This is a genomic window from Leptospira fletcheri, assembly GCF_004769195.1.
In the GTDB taxonomy this organism is placed as follows: Bacteria; Spirochaetota; Leptospiria; order Leptospirales; family Leptospiraceae; genus Leptospira_B; species Leptospira_B fletcheri.
This window is the reverse complement of record NZ_RQET01000007.1, coordinates 20,513-38,581: the sequence shown is the minus strand read 5'-3', so window position 1 is coordinate 38,581 and position 18,069 is coordinate 20,513. Positions and strand designations below refer to the sequence as shown.

The following is an 18,069-nucleotide window of genomic DNA, read 5'->3' as shown; positions in this document are numbered from 1 at the left end:
ATCGCGACGCAAACGGAAAGCATGTTTAGAAAATATCTGATTTACGCCGGCTGGCTCCTTTGGATCGGAACTTTAGCGGCACTGGTATTCGTTTTAACCGAAGGAAAAATTTCCGCCGAACCCGACGGCAGAAAAGCGATCCTATTAAACGAACAAGAAAAAGAATTTGTTCTGACCGAAATGAGAACCCTACTCGCGACCGTTCATGAAATCCACTCTTCCTTAGCCGACGAGGATTACGAAAGGGCCGCGAAAGCGGCGCGCAAGTCCGGTCGAGGGATGGACCATTCTTCCGAAACCGCGGAAAAGGGATTGCTTCGGAAAGTTCCGCTGGAATTCAAAAAACTCGGATTCGGCACCCATGATCATTTCGATTTCCTGGCGGATACTCTAAATGAGAAACGGGATCTGAAATATTCCGTTCGAGAACTCGCCAATTTGACATCCAAATGCGTAGCCTGTCATTCCATGTATAAGATCCGATTCGAACGGGAAAAACCCGAATAAGCGAAATATCCCTGGACAATCGAAGGGCTTTCGTGATATATAAGAACGCGTTCTTGATCAAAAAGAGAGAGATTGGACTTCCCATGAAAGTATATTATTTTTTGATAATATTTTTGTATTTTATCTTCTTTTCCTCGTCCTGTAGAAAAGCCGAACCCATACCCGCAGCAATGTCCCACGCTCCCGATGTTCCTCCCCCATTGAGTCGAAGCGCGACGAACGTAATCGTAAAATTGGAAACGAAGGAAGTGGTAAAGCAACTGGCCCCGGGAGTGGACTATACGTTCTGGACTTTCGGCGGTTCGGTCCCCGGACCCTTTATCAGATTAAAGGAAGGGGACGACGTGGAATTCCATCTCAGCAACCACCCGAGCAGTAAGATGCCTCATAACATCGATTTGCACGCCGTTATGGGTCCGGGAGGAGGAGCCGGCGTATCGTTTACCGCTCCGGGTAGAACCAGCGTATTTAAATTCCAGGCCGCTAGAGCCGGTTTGTACGTATACCATTGCGCGACGGCTCCCGTGGGAATGCATATTGCAAACGGGATGTACGGGCTGGTTTTAGTGGAACCCAAGAAGGGTCTCGAGTCCGTGGATAAAGAATTCTATATTATGCAAAGCGAATTTTATACGAAGGGAAAAACCGGGGAACGCGGATTGCAACCCTTCGATATGGAAAAGGCGATGAGAGAACAGCCGGAATACGTCGTTTTTAACGGGAGCGTCGGCGCGAACGTGGATGACCGCGCACTCAAAGTCAAAAAGGACGAGAAAGTTCGGATCTTCGTCGGAAACGGGGGACCCAATCTAGTGTCCTCATTTCATGTCATCGGCCAAATTTTCGATTCCGTATTTCCCGAAGCGTCGATGAGCGAAAGAACCAAAAACGTACAAACCACTTTGATTCCCGCAGGGGGAGCCACCATCGTGGAGATGGAGGCAAAAGTACCCGGAACTTATATCCTTGTAGACCATTCCATCTTTCGGGCCTTTAACAAAGGCGCATTGGCCCATCTGAAAGTGGAAGGGAATCCGGAAGAAAAAATCTTTTTCGGAAAAGTATCGGATCTAGTCTATTTGCCGGAGGGGGGCGCCGTGCAGAGCATCGGGGACGTTCAAAAATCCGTATTAGCAACGCAGGAACAAAAAATGCAGCAGGGAAAAAACGTATTCGAGCATAACTGCGCCGCATGCCACCAAGCGAATGCGAAAGGAATTCCCGGAGTTTTCCCTCCGTTGGCAAAATCGGACTTTTTAAACGCGGATAAATTGCGCGCAGCCAAAATCGTTAAAAAGGGATTTTCCGGACAGATTCAGGTGAACGGTGAAAAATACAACGGGGTTATGCCCGCCCTCGGTCTGAGTGACGAAGATATCGCGAACGTACTGACGTACCTGCTCAACTCCTTCGAGAATAAGGGCGGAAGCGTTTCTTCCGAAGAAGTCTCCAGAATTCATTGAGAAAATATGCGGGCCGTACTCCTGATCCAAATCTGCGGACTCCTCCTTTTTTCGGAATGTTCGCTTGAGGCGACGGAACAGGGGATGGTCCGCATCCCCGCGGGAAGTTTTCTTCCTTTTCTGACTTCTGCAAAAGAGAAACCCCAGTTAGTTCATGAATTCTTAATAGACAAGGATTCGGTCAGGAATTCGGAATTCGCGAAATTCCTAAACGATAGTCCAGCCTGGCGGAAGGAGAACGCAAAATTCTCCTTCGTCGACGAATCCTATCTGAACGACTTTAAACGAAATGCGGAGAAAACCCCCTCTTCCTCGGTAGTCAACGTGAGCTGGTATGCGGCTCGGGCCTATTGCAAATGGAAGGGAAAACGACTCCCCCAAACTTCGGAATGGGAGAGGATCGCCGTCGCCGAGTTAGGCGGAAGCGATAAGGAAAAGGTTTTAAATCGGATTCTGGATTGGTATTCCTCGCCCACAAAAAAGATTTCGCCGAACGGTTCCGAAACTTATGAAGATAGATACGGAGTACGCAATCTTTTCGGAAACGTTTGGGAATGGGTCGAGGATTTCAATTCCTATTCCTCCTCTTCCTTTTCGGACCGGGAAGGAAACTCCAAGGGAGCTTTTTGTGCGAGCGGTACCGCTAACGTTAAAGATAAGACGGATTACGCAAGTTTTATGAGATACGCTTATAGAAATTCATTAAAAGCAAAATATTCGGCTCCGAACCTAGGGTTCCGCTGTGCAAAGAACGTATAAAATCATGAGGCGATTCTTTTACGCTATCATCCCGCTTCTGCTTCTTTCCGGGTGTGCTACCCGAGTCCAAACCGGACCGGTATTAGGCTCCATCGCCGACCTCGAGTCCGTTTGGGAGACCGACAAAGGGGAACGTATTGCGTTCCGGAAATTTCAGGGAGAAAAGCTCGTCCTTAGCGTATTTTACGTCTCATGTAAAACCGTTTGTCCTATGGTAATCCGTAGCTTAAAGGACATGGAATCGGACGTAAAATTCCGGAACGAAAAATTTCTACTCGTGGATATAGATTCGAAGGACGGAGTCCGGGAATTGAGGGACTTCAAAAAAAGGGAAGGCTTAAGCGATCGATGGATCCTGGTCCGGGGCTCGGAATCGGATGTAAGAGAGTTAAGCAGCTTACTGGAAATAAATTATAGGTCGAACGGAGGAGAAATCGAGCACAGTGTCGGAAAATTCGAAATCTCCCGATCGGGGGAGATCAGAAGGATTTTGGACTCCGGAAAGCTTCCCGAATGACCTCGGCAAGACGAAGGTGTGATCTTAAAAACTACGGAAAAGTTGTCCCAGGAGAACCCTGGGACCAAAACCAAACCAGGCTCACAAAATAGCCTACTAATGAATTCGGCGAAGATCGAAAATTTCCCGCGGTTTTTTTTGTCCGGAAATGAAAAAAATTCCCCAAATATCTTATTCGCTTTTTTTCATACGGATTCTTGCCAGATACACTTTCGTAGTTAAAGAATCTCTTGCGGATTTTAGGAAAAACTTTCTTTCCGGGGTCGCAACCTTATAGCTGGGAAATTCGGCTAGAATATCCACGTCCACCTTCTCCTGGGTAAACTCGGAGAAGGTCGGTAGAAATTTTTCCGAAATTACGATCAGTCTTTCCGGATCTTTCCTGAGTGTCTCGAATAATACGTCCGGATCGAATAAGGTCCGGGCCAATCGTTTGGAATAAAACGCGTAGGAACGTTTCGAGGCGGGAACTCCGAACATGAGAAGCTTGTCCTGCTTCGGTTCCGCCTCCTGGATAATTTCTCCGATCGCCTTCGAAGGCTGGTACGAAACCAAAAGAGGATACGCGTAAACGCTTACCAGAGTAAAGAAAAAGGATACGGAAGTTACCAAGACCGCAACCAATCTGTCTCCCTTCTCCGCCAATTTCCAAACCGCAATTCCGATAAACAGGAAAGAGACAACCCAAAGAGCGTATCCGAAACCTACTTCCAAAGAAAGAACCGGGAGAAGGAATCCGGCTCCTAAAAAACCTAAAGAGGTGATCCAGACCAAAGATCGGCCCCATCCGACCAATCGACTCTTTTCATGGCTTAGAAGTTGTAGTAGAAAGCCCGAACCCAAAACGGATCCCGCTGGAAGACACCAATAAATGTACTGGGGAAGTTGGTACTTGGAAAAGCTGATTAAAAATAAAAATACGAAAAGCCAAAAGGCCGGAACGAAGTCGGAATTGCTCCAGCGATTTTCCCGAATTCCGGGCAACAAGATCCTTCCTTTTTCCTTCAGGTAAGGGACGGCCCTTCCCAGAATATAGGCCAGGAAAGGAAGAATGAAGACTCCGAAAGACCAGGCAAAATTAGCGTAGAAAAACCCCGGATTGAATTTTTGGTCGTACATTTTGATGTAAAAACGACCGAAGGATTGGATCCAAAGAAAAAAGTAAGGTCCGTACGTATTGAATTCCAGATACAGAGGTATGGACCAGAGAACCGGAGGAAGAATGGCAACGAAAACTCCCGGAAACAATTTCATGGAAAAAAGAAGTTTCCAATCTCTCCTGAATAATATATCCCCTCCGATCCCTATACTCGGAATCACGACGGCGATCGGCCCCTTGGTCACGAAACCCAATCCCATAGCGGCGTACATGGCGTAATAATAGACCGGATTTTTCTTCTTTCCCAAATAATAAAAAGCGAATACTAGAATGATGAAAGGGGTTACGTAGACGTCTATCTTAGGGTCCACGACCATCGCGTAGAGTCCGGGTGAAAGAACGTATAACAGAACCGACAACCAGGCTTGTTTGATTTTTCCGGAATACAATCTGGTGATCGTAAATATCCCCCAGAAGGAAGCAAGGGTAAGTAAAATTGCTGGAAGGCGAAACGCGAAATTGTTCTGACCGAAAAGAACAAAGGAAGAGGAGATCGCCCAAAACGTGAGGATGGGCTTGTCTAAATATCTCCGCCCATTATCGCGTATGAATAACCAATCTCCGCTGTTCGTCATTTCACGCGCTATTTCCGCGTATTGGGAGGAATCTATATCGATGACGTCCAACGGAAAAGTAAGTAAAAGCGGTAACGTAGCCAGGGCCAAAAGCAGCCAGGGCAGGAATTTACGGGAAGAGCCGAAATCGTCTGCGGAAGTAGTATTCATAATATATAATATGCTCCTGGAAAAACTTGAAATCGAAAAGGAAAATCAGTCCATCATTCCCGAGTCCAGGATACAGCGATTGAAACCCTTACAGGTTTTTTCGCTTTCATAGCAGGGAATCGCAAAACTTTGTTCCCTGAGACAACCGGATTCGCAATCTATCACTAGCATATCCCGATCGGCTTTAGTGATTTCCCGTTTTCCTCTGAATTCATCCTCCGCGCAGGAGATGTAGAATTTACATACATCACGACACTTTTGTTCGTACGGGTCCTTGCAGGCATGGATCGAAAGGAGTAAAGCGGAAAAAAATAGGACTCTAACGAGAGAAACCGGGTTCATTCTCTCCATTATCGGAAGGAAGCGGACAAGGTCAACTTTTTGAAGCAAGCATTCCGCAGGCCCCGTTGATATCCTTTCCGGGGGATCTTCGATTCAGAATAGGAACACCGGCAGGCTCCAATCTCCGGAGAAATTCCTCCACCTCTTCCGAACTGGGTCTTCGCCATCCGAAAAATTCCGTATTCAAGGGAATCACGTTGATCTTACAGTCCATTTTTCTGGCGATACGTACCAGTTTTTTCGCGTCTTCTTCCCCCATGTTCACGCCCGGAATCATCACGTATTCGAAAGTAATCCTTCTTTTCAAGACCTTCGTAAAATCCTTGGCCGCCTCTATAAGTTCGGAGAGGGAGAATTTCTCTTCTATGTCCATGATCTCCTTACGACCGATCGGATCGGGATGGTTCAGTGAAATCGCCAAATTATAGGGTTCTTTTCTTTCTATAAATCTTCGGATGCCGTTCACGACCCCCGACGTCGATATGGTGATCCTTTTCGCGCCTAATCCGATCGCTTCAGGGTCGTGGAGAATGTTCGCTGCACGCATTACGTTGAAATAATTGTGCATGGGTTCGCCCATTCCCATAAAGACTATGTTCGTAGCCTTATCCCCCACTATGCTTTCCACCTGCAGGACTTGGTCCACGATTTCGGAAGCCTTTAAATTTCCTTGGTACGGAAGCTTGGCGGTTGCGCAAAATTTACAATTCAAAGTACATCCGACTTGGGAAGAGATGCAAATCGTCTTTCTTCCGCCGTCTCCGGAAGGAATCCATACGGATTCGAATTCCTTCCCGCTCCCTAGTACGGATTCGAACGTGAATTTTTGGGTTCCGTCGACCGATTTTAGATGTTTTACTACATTCAGTTTTGTTAAAGAAGTAGAATCCTGCAGTCTTTGCCTGAGATCCTTGCCTAGAGTGGTGAACTGTTCCCAAGATTCGTAGCGGTTCGCATATAGACCGTTGTAAATCTGTTTGGCTCGAAAGGGTTTTTCTCCCCAGGAATCCAGCAAAACGGTCAGTTCCTCCAAGGTTTTTCCCTTTAAGGAAGCGCCGACGGAGAATTCTTGCCGAAAAGACCGGTCCAAAAATTCGGCCATTATTTGCAATTCTCCCGGATCATTCCTTCTGCATTCGAATATCCGATCTCCAAGGACCGTTTAAAATCGTCGCAGGCTTGGAGTTTTTTCCGTACCGCTAAAAATCCCAAGCCTCGGTTATAATACGTTTGCCCTCCATCCCGAGGATTCAGCGCTATAGCCTTGGTATATGCACTGATAGATTCATTATATTTTTTTAAACTATAATACGCATATCCGATCTGGAAATTCGCCCGGGAACTCTTCTGATCCAATCTAACCGCTTCATTCGCATCTTTTAAAGCGGCAGCGGGCCTGTCCGAAAGATTATATAAGATGGCCCGATTGACGTATGCCTCCGGATATTTCGCGCCCAATTTGATCGCCCGATCCACATCCGTAAAAGCTTCTTTTCGATTTTCCAATTCCGTTCTGCAGTATCCCCTATACAAAAGCACGTCCGCATTGTCCGGCTGGATCTCCAGAGCCGAAGTGAAATCCGCTTCCGCCTCCGAAAATCTACCTATGCTGTATTTTGCAAGTCCCCTATTATAAAGCGCCGAAACGTCCGAAGGAACGATCTTCAGATAAAGATCATACTCGCGAATCGCCCCTTCGTAATCCCCTCCCGCATAAGCGTCGTATCCCGCTCGAAAGATCTCCTTGGAATCTCTGGTTTCAGGAGTAGGAACGGGCGGTTCCGGCGTCTTACTTCCGGAGGTAAGATTCTCCCAAATCTGAGAGGATAAGGCGGAAAGCCCGGAGGATTTCCAAAAACTCTCTTTCGTAACGGGAGCCGAGGATCCGGGCGGATTCTCTTCTTCCGAAGGCTTCGGGCTTTTGAAAAAGAGGGAAATTCCCAGAAGTGCAATGCCTATAATCAGAAATATGCCTAGGAGCCGGTTGAGCATGCGGATTAGTGTAAGACGAATTTGAGGACTTCTGCCACCTTTTTTTAGGAGGAAACCGGTCCGGTGTGCTCCGCAATGACTTTTCCGTCTTCCAAAATCATCCGGATCAGACGGGTCATTTCCACCGAATATTCCACGTTGAGATGTTTGGTTACCCCTTCGCAGAATCCGTTAATTACGAGCAATTTTGCGTCGTCTTCGGACAGACCTCTGGACTGGAGATAAAAAAGCTGGTCTTCGTCGATACGCGAAACCGTCGCCTCATAATTCAAGGTTCCGTTTTGGCCGCTCACGTCATTGTAAGGATATGCATGCGACTGGGAGCGGTCGTCCATCATGAGTCCGTCGCATTTTACGTGGCTGTACGCGTTGACGGAACCGGAGGTGAATTTCACCAATCCTCGGTAGGAATTCGTTCCCCCGTCTAAGGAAACTCCCTTGGCCAGAATATTGCTCCTGGTATTCTTTCCTACGTGAATGATCCTAGCCCCGGTGTCCTGGATCTGACCGGCTCCCGCAAACGCTAGGGAAAGAATGTCCCCGGTGGAATGATCCCCTTGCAGAACGATGCCCGGATATTTGACCGTGTTGGCGCCTATATTCACATCGGTCCAAGTAATGTGAGCACGCTCATGACATAGGCCCCGCTTGACCGTCCAGTTATACATGTTCTTTTTCCAATTCTGGATCGTAGTGTAAAAGATTTTCGCGTTCTTATGGGCCACCAGTTCCACTACGGCAGTGTGAAAATTCGTTCCTTTGTCCTGAACGGAGGAACATCCTTCCGAATATTCCAGTTCGGCTCCGTCTTCCGCGATCAAAAGGGTCCTCTCGTATTGTCCGGAGGAAGCAGCCGTCACTTTGAAATACGCCTGGAGAGGCATAGGAGTTTTGACTCCCTTGGGAACGTAGGCAAAGGAACCGCCCGAAAACACACAGGAATTCAAAGCGGAAAATTTGTTGTCTCCGATGGAAACCACAGTCCCGAGATACTTCTTTACGATTTCGGGATATTCCCGGACGGCCGTATCTATATCGCAGAAGATGATTCCAAGTTCCGTAAGTTCTTTTTTTACGTTAGCGTAAACCGTTTCGGAATCTTCCATCGCCTCGATCCCGGCCAGATATTTCCGTTCGTGCTCCGGGATTCCGAGACGTTCGAAACTTTTTAAAACCTCGGGATCCACTTCGTCCCAGGATTTCTTTTTTTTATGATTGGCGCCTATGTAGTGGATATATTCATCGATATCCACTTTAAAATTCGGAAAGAAGCCCCAAGTAGGCATGGGCTTGCTTTCGAAAATCCGGAACGCTTCCAGACGGAATTCCGTCAACCAGGAAGGCTCGTTTTTGATATGCGAAATGGACTCTACAACCTTCCGTGTCAGGCCTTTGGGAAAATTATCGGGGCGATAGTATCTTTCTTCTTCCGAGACCAGGGTCTCCAGTGCTTGTGCCATCGCTTTTTCCCCCTTTTTATTTAGACTTTCCTAGATCCGATGCATGAGGATTAGAGTCGTGTCGGACGCGATTTTTGAAGAATACGTCCTTTTTACCAGATTCCGGCCATGCTGCCGGTCGGACCAGGAGAAATTCGAGAGAAAACCCGGCCAACCGTTCGGGCCGGGATCTCTCGGGAGAGGAAGAAAGGTTTAGTTGACCGAAGAGAAATATTCTTTGGATTTTTCAGGATCCGCCTTCATGGTTTTTTTGCCTTCGTCCCAGTTTGCAGGGCAAACTTCTCCGTGTTTTTCCACGAATTGGAAGGCTTTCACTAGACGAATCGCCTCGTCGATGTTCCTTCCGACCGGAAGGTCATTGATCGTAGCCTGGCGGATCACTCCTTTCGGGTCGATGATGAAAGTTCCCCGGAGTGCCACTCCTCCTTCGGTCAGAACTCCGTAGTCGCGGGCAATGGATTTGGTTATGTCCGCTACCAGAGGATACCGGATTTCTCCCAAACCGCCTTGCTTGCGAGGGGTGTTTTTCCAAGCCAAGTGGGTGAAGGCACTGTCGACAGAGACTCCTAAAACTTCGGCTCCGAGTTTTTTGAAATCGTCTAGCTTAGCATCGTATTCGATGATCTCGGTAGGACATACGAAAGTAAAGTCCAAGGGCCAGAAAAATAGGACGACCCACTTTCCTTTGTAATCGGAAAGTTTGATTTCCTGAATTTGTTGGCCTAGAACGGCCTCCGCTTTAAAGTCCGGTGCAAGTGAAGTAACTTGAGGCATTGGGATACGCTCCTTTATTTTAGAATCATTCTAAATTTAGACGATTATTTTGTGAAGCAGTTTTTTCGGAATTTGAGGGGTTTTGGGTCCCCGCCCTGCTCTGGGTGGGGGCCGGTGCGGTGGTACCCCCAAGCGGGAGCTTTTCGCCAGTTATCAAAATTATGGTGTTTAGGCGAGTAGATTTCTCCGGAAAACCTTGTATGAGCTCCAACAAGAAAAAATAGGAAAGCAACTGATCAAAACGTAATTTTTGCGTTGGGCCGTTTCGAACCGAGTCGCCTACACGCGAACGGAGGAGGCAACATCACAAAAAATTCTCGATGCAACCCTAGTCCGCGCCCCGGACGACAAAGAAATTTACCCCTTTGCCATCAGGTATTTTTCCATAAATTCGGTAATGTCTTTGATGTTCCGGTTGATCATCTTCCGCAACTCCGGCGGGATATTTTGTGACTTGATAACCCTGTAATAGTTCAACGCGTTTTTCAACATTTTCCGGCGGGCAAATTCCTGAGCCTTGATCAACATCGGTTTGTATTTATAGTATGAGTATTCCATAATACTATAATTTTTTGATAATTTGAATGAATGCGGAATTTTGTCGAAGTCGTAAGTCAAGGTCAGGAACGGTGCATCGTCCACTTCCGGAGGTTTGAGCTCCAGGATCCCGTGGATCATTTTTGGCTCGTCGTCCTCTCCACCGCCGGACGATTCCGGACCTTCCTTATCGTCGAGAGGTTCCAATCCCCCTTCTAGGACTTCTATCTCCGGAGCCTCGGCCTCCTCGGGATGGGGTTGTGACGGAGCCAAGGAGGGAATTTCCGGTCGGGATTCTTCCAGCCTTCTTTCATCCACCGGATCCGGAAGATCGATCTTAGGCAATTCCACCGGTCCAGCTTCGGGAGCGGATGCGGATGGAGAAGATTCAAGAGAGATCGGAGGTCCGGAAGCCTCCGCGCGAAGAGTCTTGTCCTCGGGATCCGGCAGACGAATCGGAACTAATTCGATCTGAGGGATCGCAGGCGCGGCATACTGAGGCAGTTGGTCGGATAACGGAATCTCCGGTCTAGGCCATTCCTCCGGAGAAGGGGAAAATTCCTCTTCCTCCCTTTCTCTTTGTCTTTCCTCCGCTTTTTTCTTGAGATAGTCGTCCCGAAGCTGAAAAAGATCTTCCTGTCTTCTATCATCACCGCTTCGTCTATCTCTGCGAGATCCGGTGTCCCCTCTTCGTTCTCCACCGAAGCGTCTGTCTTCTCCCGTTCTCCTATCGACGAGAGGTAAGTCCTTAAACTTCTCCCATTCATCGGTAAAGAAGGTATCCTCAGGCAGATCCATCTCGTTTGGATCGAGATGCTCCGGACTAGGCGGCTTTGGCGGAGAGGAAGGCCTTTCTCCGGGAGGAGAAGCGGGAGTCCCTCCTTGGGGAGGCGGAAATCCGAAAGGACCGGGTGGCGAGGCGGGAGAGCTGTCGGGAGAATCCGCAGGAGGAGTCGGAGCCGTTCCTCCGCTTCCTGCAGCGTAAGAAACGACAGTATAAGAAACGGGTCCCGGAGGTAACTCGGAAGGAAGACTCGGAAGTTCCCCTGGCGGAGCTTGCAAAACTACAGGTTGGTTAAATCCTTGAGAGATGGTGCCTCCCAAGGCCTGGCTGATCTCCTTGATAGCTCGAACCAAATCCCCCATCGGAATCGGAGGGCCCGTATAATTCGGATCATCCGGAGTATAGGTCTCCTCTTCTTCGGGAGATTGAATGTGGTCCTCGATGGCCTGTATATTCTCGCCGATCTTGCCGTTGATTTCCTGATCAGGAATTCTCGTATTCGTTCGTTTCAGAATTTCTAATGCACCGTGAAAGTTCTCCTTATCCAGCAACGCTTCCGAGTGCAAAAGAGGGCGTCGGTGGTGTGCATAACGCGAATTATTGCGAATGATATCGTCGGTGGAATGAGGAAGGTCTAATTTTTTCTTTTTCTTCTTCAGACCGGGATACTGCGGTTTTTGCCCTTCCTCTTTCGAATCCGAGCCCGGTGGTTCCCATTCCTGCTTTCCCTCTTTTACGGGAGCAGGAGCTCCCGATTGTTGAGACTCCGGTCGGCTTGAAGAGGGAGCGGAAGGAGCTCCGGATTCTCCTACATTGACCAACTTTCCTCTGTCTCCGGAAGAAGGAGAAGAATCCTGAGACGCGGATCCGCCGCCGCCCATACCCGGACCACTTCCGGACCCTCCTCCGCCCCCGCCTGGTTGGGAACGATTCGGGTCACGGAATAGGGTATAAGCCCCCGCACCTGCGGAGAGCAGGCCAAGAAGTAAAAGCAATGCGGTGGTCATAAAACGTTCTTCCTATCTAGTTTCGACAGAGGATCGGTTCGTTCTTAAACAAGGATCATATTGTTTTTACGATTGACACCATGAATGTTAAGTAATAAGTTGACATATATGAAATCAACGGTTCGGGAAAACCTGAGTTTCGGGTCGAGCCCTGACAATCCGGACGGTCTTCAACTCAAAATCACTTTTGACGAAGACACAAAGACCGCCTATGGCGATTATACCGTCCCCGAGAAGTTTCAAGGATCCCCGGATGTCATCCATCCTGGGATCATAGCCACAATATTAGACGAAATTATGGTCAAAATTAACGAGGCCATGAATTTCAAAACGACCACTGGAGAATTGACGATTCGATTTCTCCAACCGGCCCAGGTAAATCAGCCTTTGCATTTACGCGGCTGGTTCGTGAAGAAGAATAAGAAAGTGATCGAAAACCGCGCCGAGATCGAAAATGAAATCGGCAAAATCGTAGCTCGCGGAAAAGGAAAATACATAGAGCTCGATTCCTAATTTTTTTGGAATCATACAAACCCGCCGATGTGGTGGAATTGGTAGACGCACTGGATTCAAAATCCAGCGAGGGCAACCTCGTGTCGGTTCGACTCCGACCGTCGGCAGGGTTTATTCCTACCTTCCCTAATCTTATTTTTCAGACAAGTCCACTCCATTCTTCGTCTTTTGAACTCTTTCTAAAGCATCATAAAACGAATCTTTTTCCACGGTTTCGATCGCGTCCAGAATCAGATCCATCTCGGACCGACTCATTCCTTGGAAAATATGTTCCCCGCTGGAAAGAATATTCGCTCCCAAAAGGATTCCTTCGATCTCTTTTTCAGAATAGATTTTAGGCTTAGACTTCATCGTATTCACCACCGCATCCATCAAATTCCTGATCCGGGGCAACAATTCCGGATCGGAAAGAGTTCGGAAGAGAAGAACGATATCTCTCCGGAAATCATCCGCTTCCTTTACGGAAACCGAAGTCAGGACGATATCGAATATCTCGGGACGCTCCAAATCCAAACCTTCGCTTAACAAAGATTTCGCCCGTGCGAACATGAGTTCTTCGAATTTATGCGCGGTCACGTAGGAATGCAACGCAGCAAACCCGGCCTGGAAAGCGGACCTCAAATGCCTGCCTAACTTAAAGACCGCTCCGCTTAAGGAACCCAAAAGTCCGAACACTTTCGATGGCGAATGAACGAAACCGGCCAGGGAGGAAAAAGCCCCGTCCAGTCTGCGACGCCCTTCCAGTTCGGGATATAAAAGTTCCAAAAAATAACGGACCAGCAGATCCACACGGTCCCGCGGGATCCCGGAAAATCTAGGATACCTATTTAAGTTTTCCGTTGAATAGCGTCTCCGAAGAGCCGAGCGATACGCCCGAATCAACGTCGGGAATTCTTGTTCGTCCAGGAGGGATTTCATTCGGGCTAATTTTCAAGGGGATCGATTATTTTGAAAATCCTTTTAAAATCCCACGGCCGAGGAAGAGAATGCTCGCCACTCCTGCAAGGACCGGAACGGATCCGGTGTTTTTTCGACCGGATTTTTACCCGATTTCTATTCCATCGAACTGGACAAAAAAACTTGATCCGTTTTACTAGCGGAAGCCTTTCTAAGAATCCCTTTTCGGATTTCGGCCGGAACCGCATTGAAAAATAGAATCATCCGATATGATCCTCCCGAAAACGCGTATTATATCATTCCCGCGTTAAACGAAGAGGAGAGTCTGCCTATCGTTCTTTCGGAACTGATCGAAATCGGAGTAAAACCCTCCCGGATTTTGGTGATCGATAACGGCTCCACCGACGGAACCACTCAGGTCGCTCGAGATAAAAAAACCGTCGTTTTATGGGAACCGAATAGAGGTTACGGCTCCGCTTGTCTTACTGCGGTCGAAACGCTGAAGAATATTTCCCCAGAACCTGAATATATCGTCTTTGTCGACGGAGACGGATCGGATGATCTCGACGACTTGGAGAATTTATTCCGGCCTTTCCACCAAGATCCGAAGACGGAATTCGTAATCGGTTCGAGGACGCGAGGCGGAGCAGAGAAGGGATCGCTTTCCTTCCTACAACGTTTTGGCAACCGCCTTTCCTGTTTTTTACTTCGGTTCTTTTACGCGGCGGAGTTCACGGACTTAGGTCCGTTTCGAATTTTACGCTGGCGTTCCTTCCTTTCCTTGGATCTCAAAGATAAAACCTGGGGATGGAATCTTGAAATGCAGATCCGTGCGGTTCGTAAAAATTTAAAAATCGTAGAAGTGCCCGTCCGTTACGAACTTCGAAAAGGTGGAAAATCCAAAATCAGCGGAAACTGGATCGGAAGTCTGAGAGCCGGTGCAAAAATACTCTGGATCTTTTTTTATCTTACTTTTTTGTCCATCGAGCGAAAGCCTTCGGTCAAAGAGAATCTAGAAAAGAATTCGCTTTAGGCTTATCCGAAATTTGCGAAGACTTCGGGAATCTTCTCGGGAGGAATCGGTCTCGAATAATAATACCCCTGCCCTATATCGCAGCCGGCTTCCTTCATCAAATTTTCCACTTCTTTCGTTTCTATTCCCTCGGCGACGACAGTCATACCTAGTTTATGTCCGAGATCTATGGATGCTTGACAGATAAACAACGATTCTCGATCTTCCAGAGAATCCATTACAAAAGACTTATCTATCTTGAGCTCAGTAAACGGAAATCTATGCAGCTGTTTCAACGAGGAATATCCCGTGCCGAAATCGTCTATTGCAAGGCCTATCCCACGAATCCTCAATCTGGTTAAAATATCTTGGGTAAAACGGATATTTTCCAAAAAGCTCGTTTCGGTGATTTCCATCTGAAAGTCCCGTTGAGAAACCCCTTTTTCCTTCACTTTAGCGTATACTCTTTCCGGAAAATCCAGTTCGGTTAATGTAACGGGAGAAACGTTTACCGCCATTCTGAATTCCTTTCCCATATTCTTCCATTTGGAACATTCGGCCAACGCCAGATCGATGATCTTATCCGTCATCGCGTTCAATATTTTCGCTTCTTTTTCCATGATCGGCAAAAAAGAATCGGGATACACCAAGCCTAATTCTGGGTGGCTCCAACGAACCAAGGATTCGAAACCTTCCACCTTGCCGGTTTTTAAATCGATTTTGGGTTGGTAATGTAGAACGAATTGATCCGCCTGTATCGCTTTATAAAGATCCTGTGCATCGAACGAAAAACGGGAATTTCCCGAATTAGAATTTTTTAATCTAGGGATGTTCGCCGACTTTTCGAATAGTTCCGAGAGTACGGAACGTATGTCCGAAATCCGTATCGGTTTTTCCATTACGGATCTGATTCTTAAACCGTATTCTCCTGCCAAGGTTTGGGCGCTATGCAAAGTCCTCCGATCCGCTCCGGAGATCAGAATCACGTCAGGATCCACTTCCTTTTGGGATAAAGAACGGATCACGTCGACTCCATCCATACCCGGAATCATCAGATCCAGTATGATGCAATCGTAGGAATTGTCCAGTATGGAAAGGAAGTTCATCGCATCGTGACTGAGAGAAACGGAAAATCCGCAATCCTCCGCGATTTCTCCTAGAATTTTCGCTATCTCTTCCTCATCGTCCAAGATCAGAAGTTTCTTGGCCTTAATATCGCTCATGGAAGTATCGCTCCGGGATTTTGCAGAGTTTCCGGATCGGAATTATAGATAGGCAGAAAAAGCAAAAAGCTGGTACCGTGTCCCGGAACGGAAATCACTTTGATGAAGCCCTTAGATTGCTTTACAAAACCGTAAACCATTGACAATCCTAATCCCGAACCTTTTCCGGAACCTTTCGTCGAAAAGAAGGGTTCGAAAATATGCGCCTTGATTTCTTCCGCCATTCCGATTCCGGTATCCGTAACGGTGACCAGGCAATAATCCGCCGAATTCAATCCGGAGATCCTTACACCTTCGGTCGACGCGTTCTTTAATAGACCGGAGGAAATTCGGATGGTTCCACCTTCAGGCATCGCATCTCTTGCATTAATCGCCAAGTTCAAAAGGGCGTTCTCCATTCCGTTCTTTTCGATCTCGCACGATAGGAATTCCTCGGAAATATCGAACTCTAATCCGATCTTTTCCGTTTCCAATCTTTCCAGGATCGGCACAAAATCGAAAAGCAATTTGTTCACGTCGAAAACCTCGGGGTTAATGGGCTGTTTTCGGGAAAACGATAACAACCTTCGATTCAACTCGACTCCCCGTTGGACCGCATCCTGTCCGGAATTGACTCTCTTTAGGAGTTCCGGAGAATCTTTCAGTTTTATCTCAAGAAGGTCCAAATTGGCAAGAATTACGTTCAATAAATTATTAAAATCGTGTGCCAATCCTCCCGCCAACTGACCGACCGCCTCCATTTTCTGGGACTGCCCCAATCTTTCTTCGGTAAGCTTCTTTTCGGTCACGTCCTGGACGGTTCCGAAAAGTTGAATCGCCTCACCTTTAAAATTCCGGATCAGATCCGCCCGAACCGCCACGAAGCGGGTCTCCCCGTTAGGTTGTACGATCCTGTATTCGATTTCCTGTATTGCATCCTCTTCAAAAATCTGAGCGCGGAATTCCCTCACTCTCTCCCTATCCTCTGGGTGCACTAATTCGAAAAAATCCTCTCGTTTTCCCCCGAACTTCTCCTTAGATATTCCAAAAATGGAATATACCTCGTCGGACCATTTCACTCGATTCGTCCTTATATCCGACTGCCAGTTTCCCAAGTGCGCGATTTTAAGCGCATGATTCAACATATTTCGGTTTGCGGAGGATTCCTGTTCCGCATTTTTCCTATAAAATAAAGGTCCGAGCGCGGTGCCTATAAGTTTCAAAGGGTTTTCTAATTCAGGCGGGAAGGCATTTCGCTTACGGGAAAATATGCTGATGACCCCTACCATCGCTTTCCCGAAAAAAAGGGGAATGAGAATCCCGGAACCGATACGATCGGAGGGATAGTTTCCGGAAAGCTCTTCGATGAATTCGTTTTCGCCGTGGAATAAGATCCGCTTCTCCGAAGCCGCGCTTTTTAACAGCAGGTGTTCCTCCGAAATGCCGAAATTCGGAGGAAAAACCAATTCGCCATACGACCCTATATAAACGAATTCCCCTTCCTCCCGTTTGGCTACGGATACTCCGTCGCAATCCAAAAATCTTGCCGTTTTTGCGGCGATAAATGTCGGAAAGTCCTCGAGATCCGAATCCGTAGATACTATTTCCAGAATGAACTGTAAGACCTCATGAAGAGAATCGGAAGATGATGCGGAAAAATTCTGCGACTTATTCCCTTTTAGACAATCGGATATCGCCTTATCCAAAAAATCCCCGGTCAAATCACTCCGATCGATATAATACGAAGCGCCAGCTTCGAAGGCTCTTAATTTAGCGCCGGCGTCGCTTCCACGATTCACTACGATGAAAGGAATCGAACCGTTAGATAGTTTGTGCTCTTCGGCCAATTTGGAATCCGAAAGAAAAGCGGCCTGAAAATCCAAAACCAGTAAATCGTAGTTAAACGAATGGATGTATCTTACAGCCTCTCCGGAACAAATCGAATGAATATAATACGATTCCGCACGCTCAGGTTCCGAAAATAATTCTGAAAGTCTCGGTAAATCGGTTTTTACGTCTTCGACAAACAAAATCGATTTTCGCATCAAGCTCAGACTCATGTTTTGAGCCTCTCCTTCGGAACGACGGATAGGGAAGCGGCAAATCCTAGAACCATTCTTCGTCTCTATAAATAATTTGGTTCAAGTAGACGAAAAAAACGGAAAAAATACCGATTATTTCACTCTTGGAATCCCCGAATTCGCCTACTTCTTTCGGGTTATCAGAACTTAGTTTAAAAGTATAGAATGAACTTTTAAAGTATCTTTCTTATTTGAAAGAGAAAAATAGGACGACTTTCGTTATAAAAAAGATATTTCCGAATAAGCGATCGGCACGATTGCTATATTGGAGGCAACACCGGTTATCCCGAAAATACCGAGATCGCAGGAGACCGCCCCAAGATCGTTCTAAAAACGAT

At 47.3% G+C, this 18,069-nt stretch carries 16 protein-coding genes and 1 tRNA gene; 7 read left to right on the top strand and 10 right to left on the bottom strand.

Annotation, left to right across the window (positions count from 1 at the left end):
* Positions 1-21: 21 nt before the first annotated feature.
* The 4 genes from EHO60_RS10050 to EHO60_RS10035 all read left to right on the top strand — a co-directional run bounded on the left by EHO60_RS10050 (position 22) and on the right by EHO60_RS10035 (position 3,246).
* Positions 22-507 (top strand): hypothetical protein, encoded by a 486-nt coding sequence (locus EHO60_RS10050; RefSeq protein ID WP_135768067.1) that lies wholly within the window; start codon positions 22-24, stop codon positions 505-507.
* An 83-nt stretch (positions 508-590) separates the two neighbouring features.
* Positions 591-1,970 carry a copper-containing nitrite reductase gene (nirK, locus tag EHO60_RS10045; RefSeq protein ID WP_135768066.1) on the top strand — a complete coding sequence of 460 codons (1,380 nt, stop codon included), beginning with the start codon at positions 591-593 and terminating at the stop codon, positions 1,968-1,970.
* A gap of 6 nt (positions 1,971-1,976) precedes the next feature.
* Positions 1,977-2,729 carry a formylglycine-generating enzyme family protein gene (locus tag EHO60_RS10040; protein ID WP_246028254.1) on the top strand — a complete coding sequence of 251 codons (753 nt, stop codon included), beginning with the start codon at positions 1,977-1,979 and terminating at the stop codon, positions 2,727-2,729.
* On the top strand, positions 2,713-3,246 hold the full coding sequence (locus tag EHO60_RS10035; protein ID WP_246028253.1) for an SCO family protein: 534 nt from the start codon (positions 2,713-2,715) through the stop codon (positions 3,244-3,246). Before EHO60_RS10040 ends, EHO60_RS10035 begins: the two co-directional genes overlap by 17 nt.
* 171 nt (positions 3,247-3,417) lie before the next feature.
* On the opposite strand, the gene EHO60_RS10030 is transcribed toward EHO60_RS10035, so the two are convergent.
* The 7 genes from EHO60_RS10030 to EHO60_RS10000 all read right to left on the bottom strand — a co-directional run bounded on the left by EHO60_RS10030 (position 3,418) and on the right by EHO60_RS10000 (position 12,026).
* Positions 3,418-5,130, bottom strand: a complete 1,713-nt coding sequence (locus tag EHO60_RS10030; RefSeq protein ID WP_135768065.1) for an ArnT family glycosyltransferase — start codon at positions 5,128-5,130, stop codon at positions 3,418-3,420.
* A gap of 45 nt (positions 5,131-5,175) precedes the next feature.
* The gene (locus EHO60_RS10025) at positions 5,176-5,472 is read right to left on the bottom strand and encodes a Cys-rich protein (RefSeq protein ID WP_246028252.1); all 297 of its coding nucleotides are present in this window, start codon (positions 5,470-5,472) and stop codon (positions 5,176-5,178) included.
* 31 nt (positions 5,473-5,503) lie between these two features.
* The gene (rlmN, locus tag EHO60_RS10020; protein ID WP_135768064.1) at positions 5,504-6,574 is read right to left on the bottom strand and encodes a dual-specificity RNA methyltransferase RlmN; all 1,071 of its coding nucleotides are present in this window, start codon (positions 6,572-6,574) and stop codon (positions 5,504-5,506) included.
* Positions 6,574-7,464 (bottom strand): tetratricopeptide repeat protein, encoded by an 891-nt coding sequence (locus EHO60_RS10015; protein WP_135768063.1) that lies wholly within the window; start codon positions 7,462-7,464, stop codon positions 6,574-6,576. The genes rlmN and EHO60_RS10015 overlap by 1 nt, the downstream gene beginning before the upstream one ends.
* Before the next feature lie 44 nt (positions 7,465-7,508).
* Positions 7,509-8,924, bottom strand: a complete 1,416-nt coding sequence (sufB, locus tag EHO60_RS10010) for a Fe-S cluster assembly protein SufB (protein ID WP_135768062.1) — start codon at positions 8,922-8,924, stop codon at positions 7,509-7,511.
* 192 nt (positions 8,925-9,116) lie between these two features.
* Positions 9,117-9,698, bottom strand: a complete 582-nt coding sequence (locus EHO60_RS10005) for a peroxiredoxin (RefSeq protein WP_135768061.1) — start codon at positions 9,696-9,698, stop codon at positions 9,117-9,119.
* A 357-nt stretch (positions 9,699-10,055) separates the two neighbouring features.
* On the bottom strand, positions 10,056-12,026 hold the full coding sequence (locus tag EHO60_RS10000) for a hypothetical protein (RefSeq protein ID WP_135768060.1): 1,971 nt from the start codon (positions 12,024-12,026) through the stop codon (positions 10,056-10,058).
* 108 nt (positions 12,027-12,134) lie between these two features.
* Here EHO60_RS10000 and EHO60_RS09995 point away from each other — a divergent pair, with 108 nt between their 5' ends.
* Positions 12,135-12,539 (top strand): PaaI family thioesterase, encoded by a 405-nt coding sequence (locus EHO60_RS09995; protein WP_135768059.1) that lies wholly within the window; start codon positions 12,135-12,137, stop codon positions 12,537-12,539.
* 23 nt (positions 12,540-12,562) lie between these two features.
* A tRNA-Leu gene (locus tag EHO60_RS09990) sits at positions 12,563-12,646 on the top strand.
* A 25-nt stretch (positions 12,647-12,671) separates the two neighbouring features.
* On the opposite strand, the gene EHO60_RS09985 is transcribed toward EHO60_RS09990, so the two are convergent.
* Positions 12,672-13,457 (bottom strand): hypothetical protein, encoded by a 786-nt coding sequence (locus EHO60_RS09985; protein WP_135768058.1) that lies wholly within the window; start codon positions 13,455-13,457, stop codon positions 12,672-12,674.
* 226 nt (positions 13,458-13,683) lie between these two features.
* Here EHO60_RS09985 and EHO60_RS09980 point away from each other — a divergent pair, with 226 nt between their 5' ends.
* Positions 13,684-14,469: a glycosyltransferase family 2 protein gene (locus EHO60_RS09980; RefSeq protein ID WP_135768057.1), complete on the top strand. Its 786-nt coding sequence runs from the start codon at positions 13,684-13,686 to the stop codon at positions 14,467-14,469.
* A gap of 2 nt (positions 14,470-14,471) precedes the next feature.
* Here EHO60_RS09980 and EHO60_RS09975 read toward each other — a convergent pair whose 3' ends face one another.
* Both EHO60_RS09975 and EHO60_RS17215 read right to left on the bottom strand, forming a co-directional pair.
* Positions 14,472-15,671: a GGDEF/EAL domain-containing response regulator gene (locus tag EHO60_RS09975; protein WP_135768056.1), complete on the bottom strand. Its 1,200-nt coding sequence runs from the start codon at positions 15,669-15,671 to the stop codon at positions 14,472-14,474.
* Positions 15,668-17,710 (bottom strand): ATP-binding protein, encoded by a 2,043-nt coding sequence (locus EHO60_RS17215; RefSeq protein ID WP_210409353.1) that lies wholly within the window; start codon positions 17,708-17,710, stop codon positions 15,668-15,670. Before EHO60_RS17215 ends, EHO60_RS09975 begins: the two co-directional genes overlap by 4 nt.
* Positions 17,711-18,069: the final 359 nt, after the last annotated feature.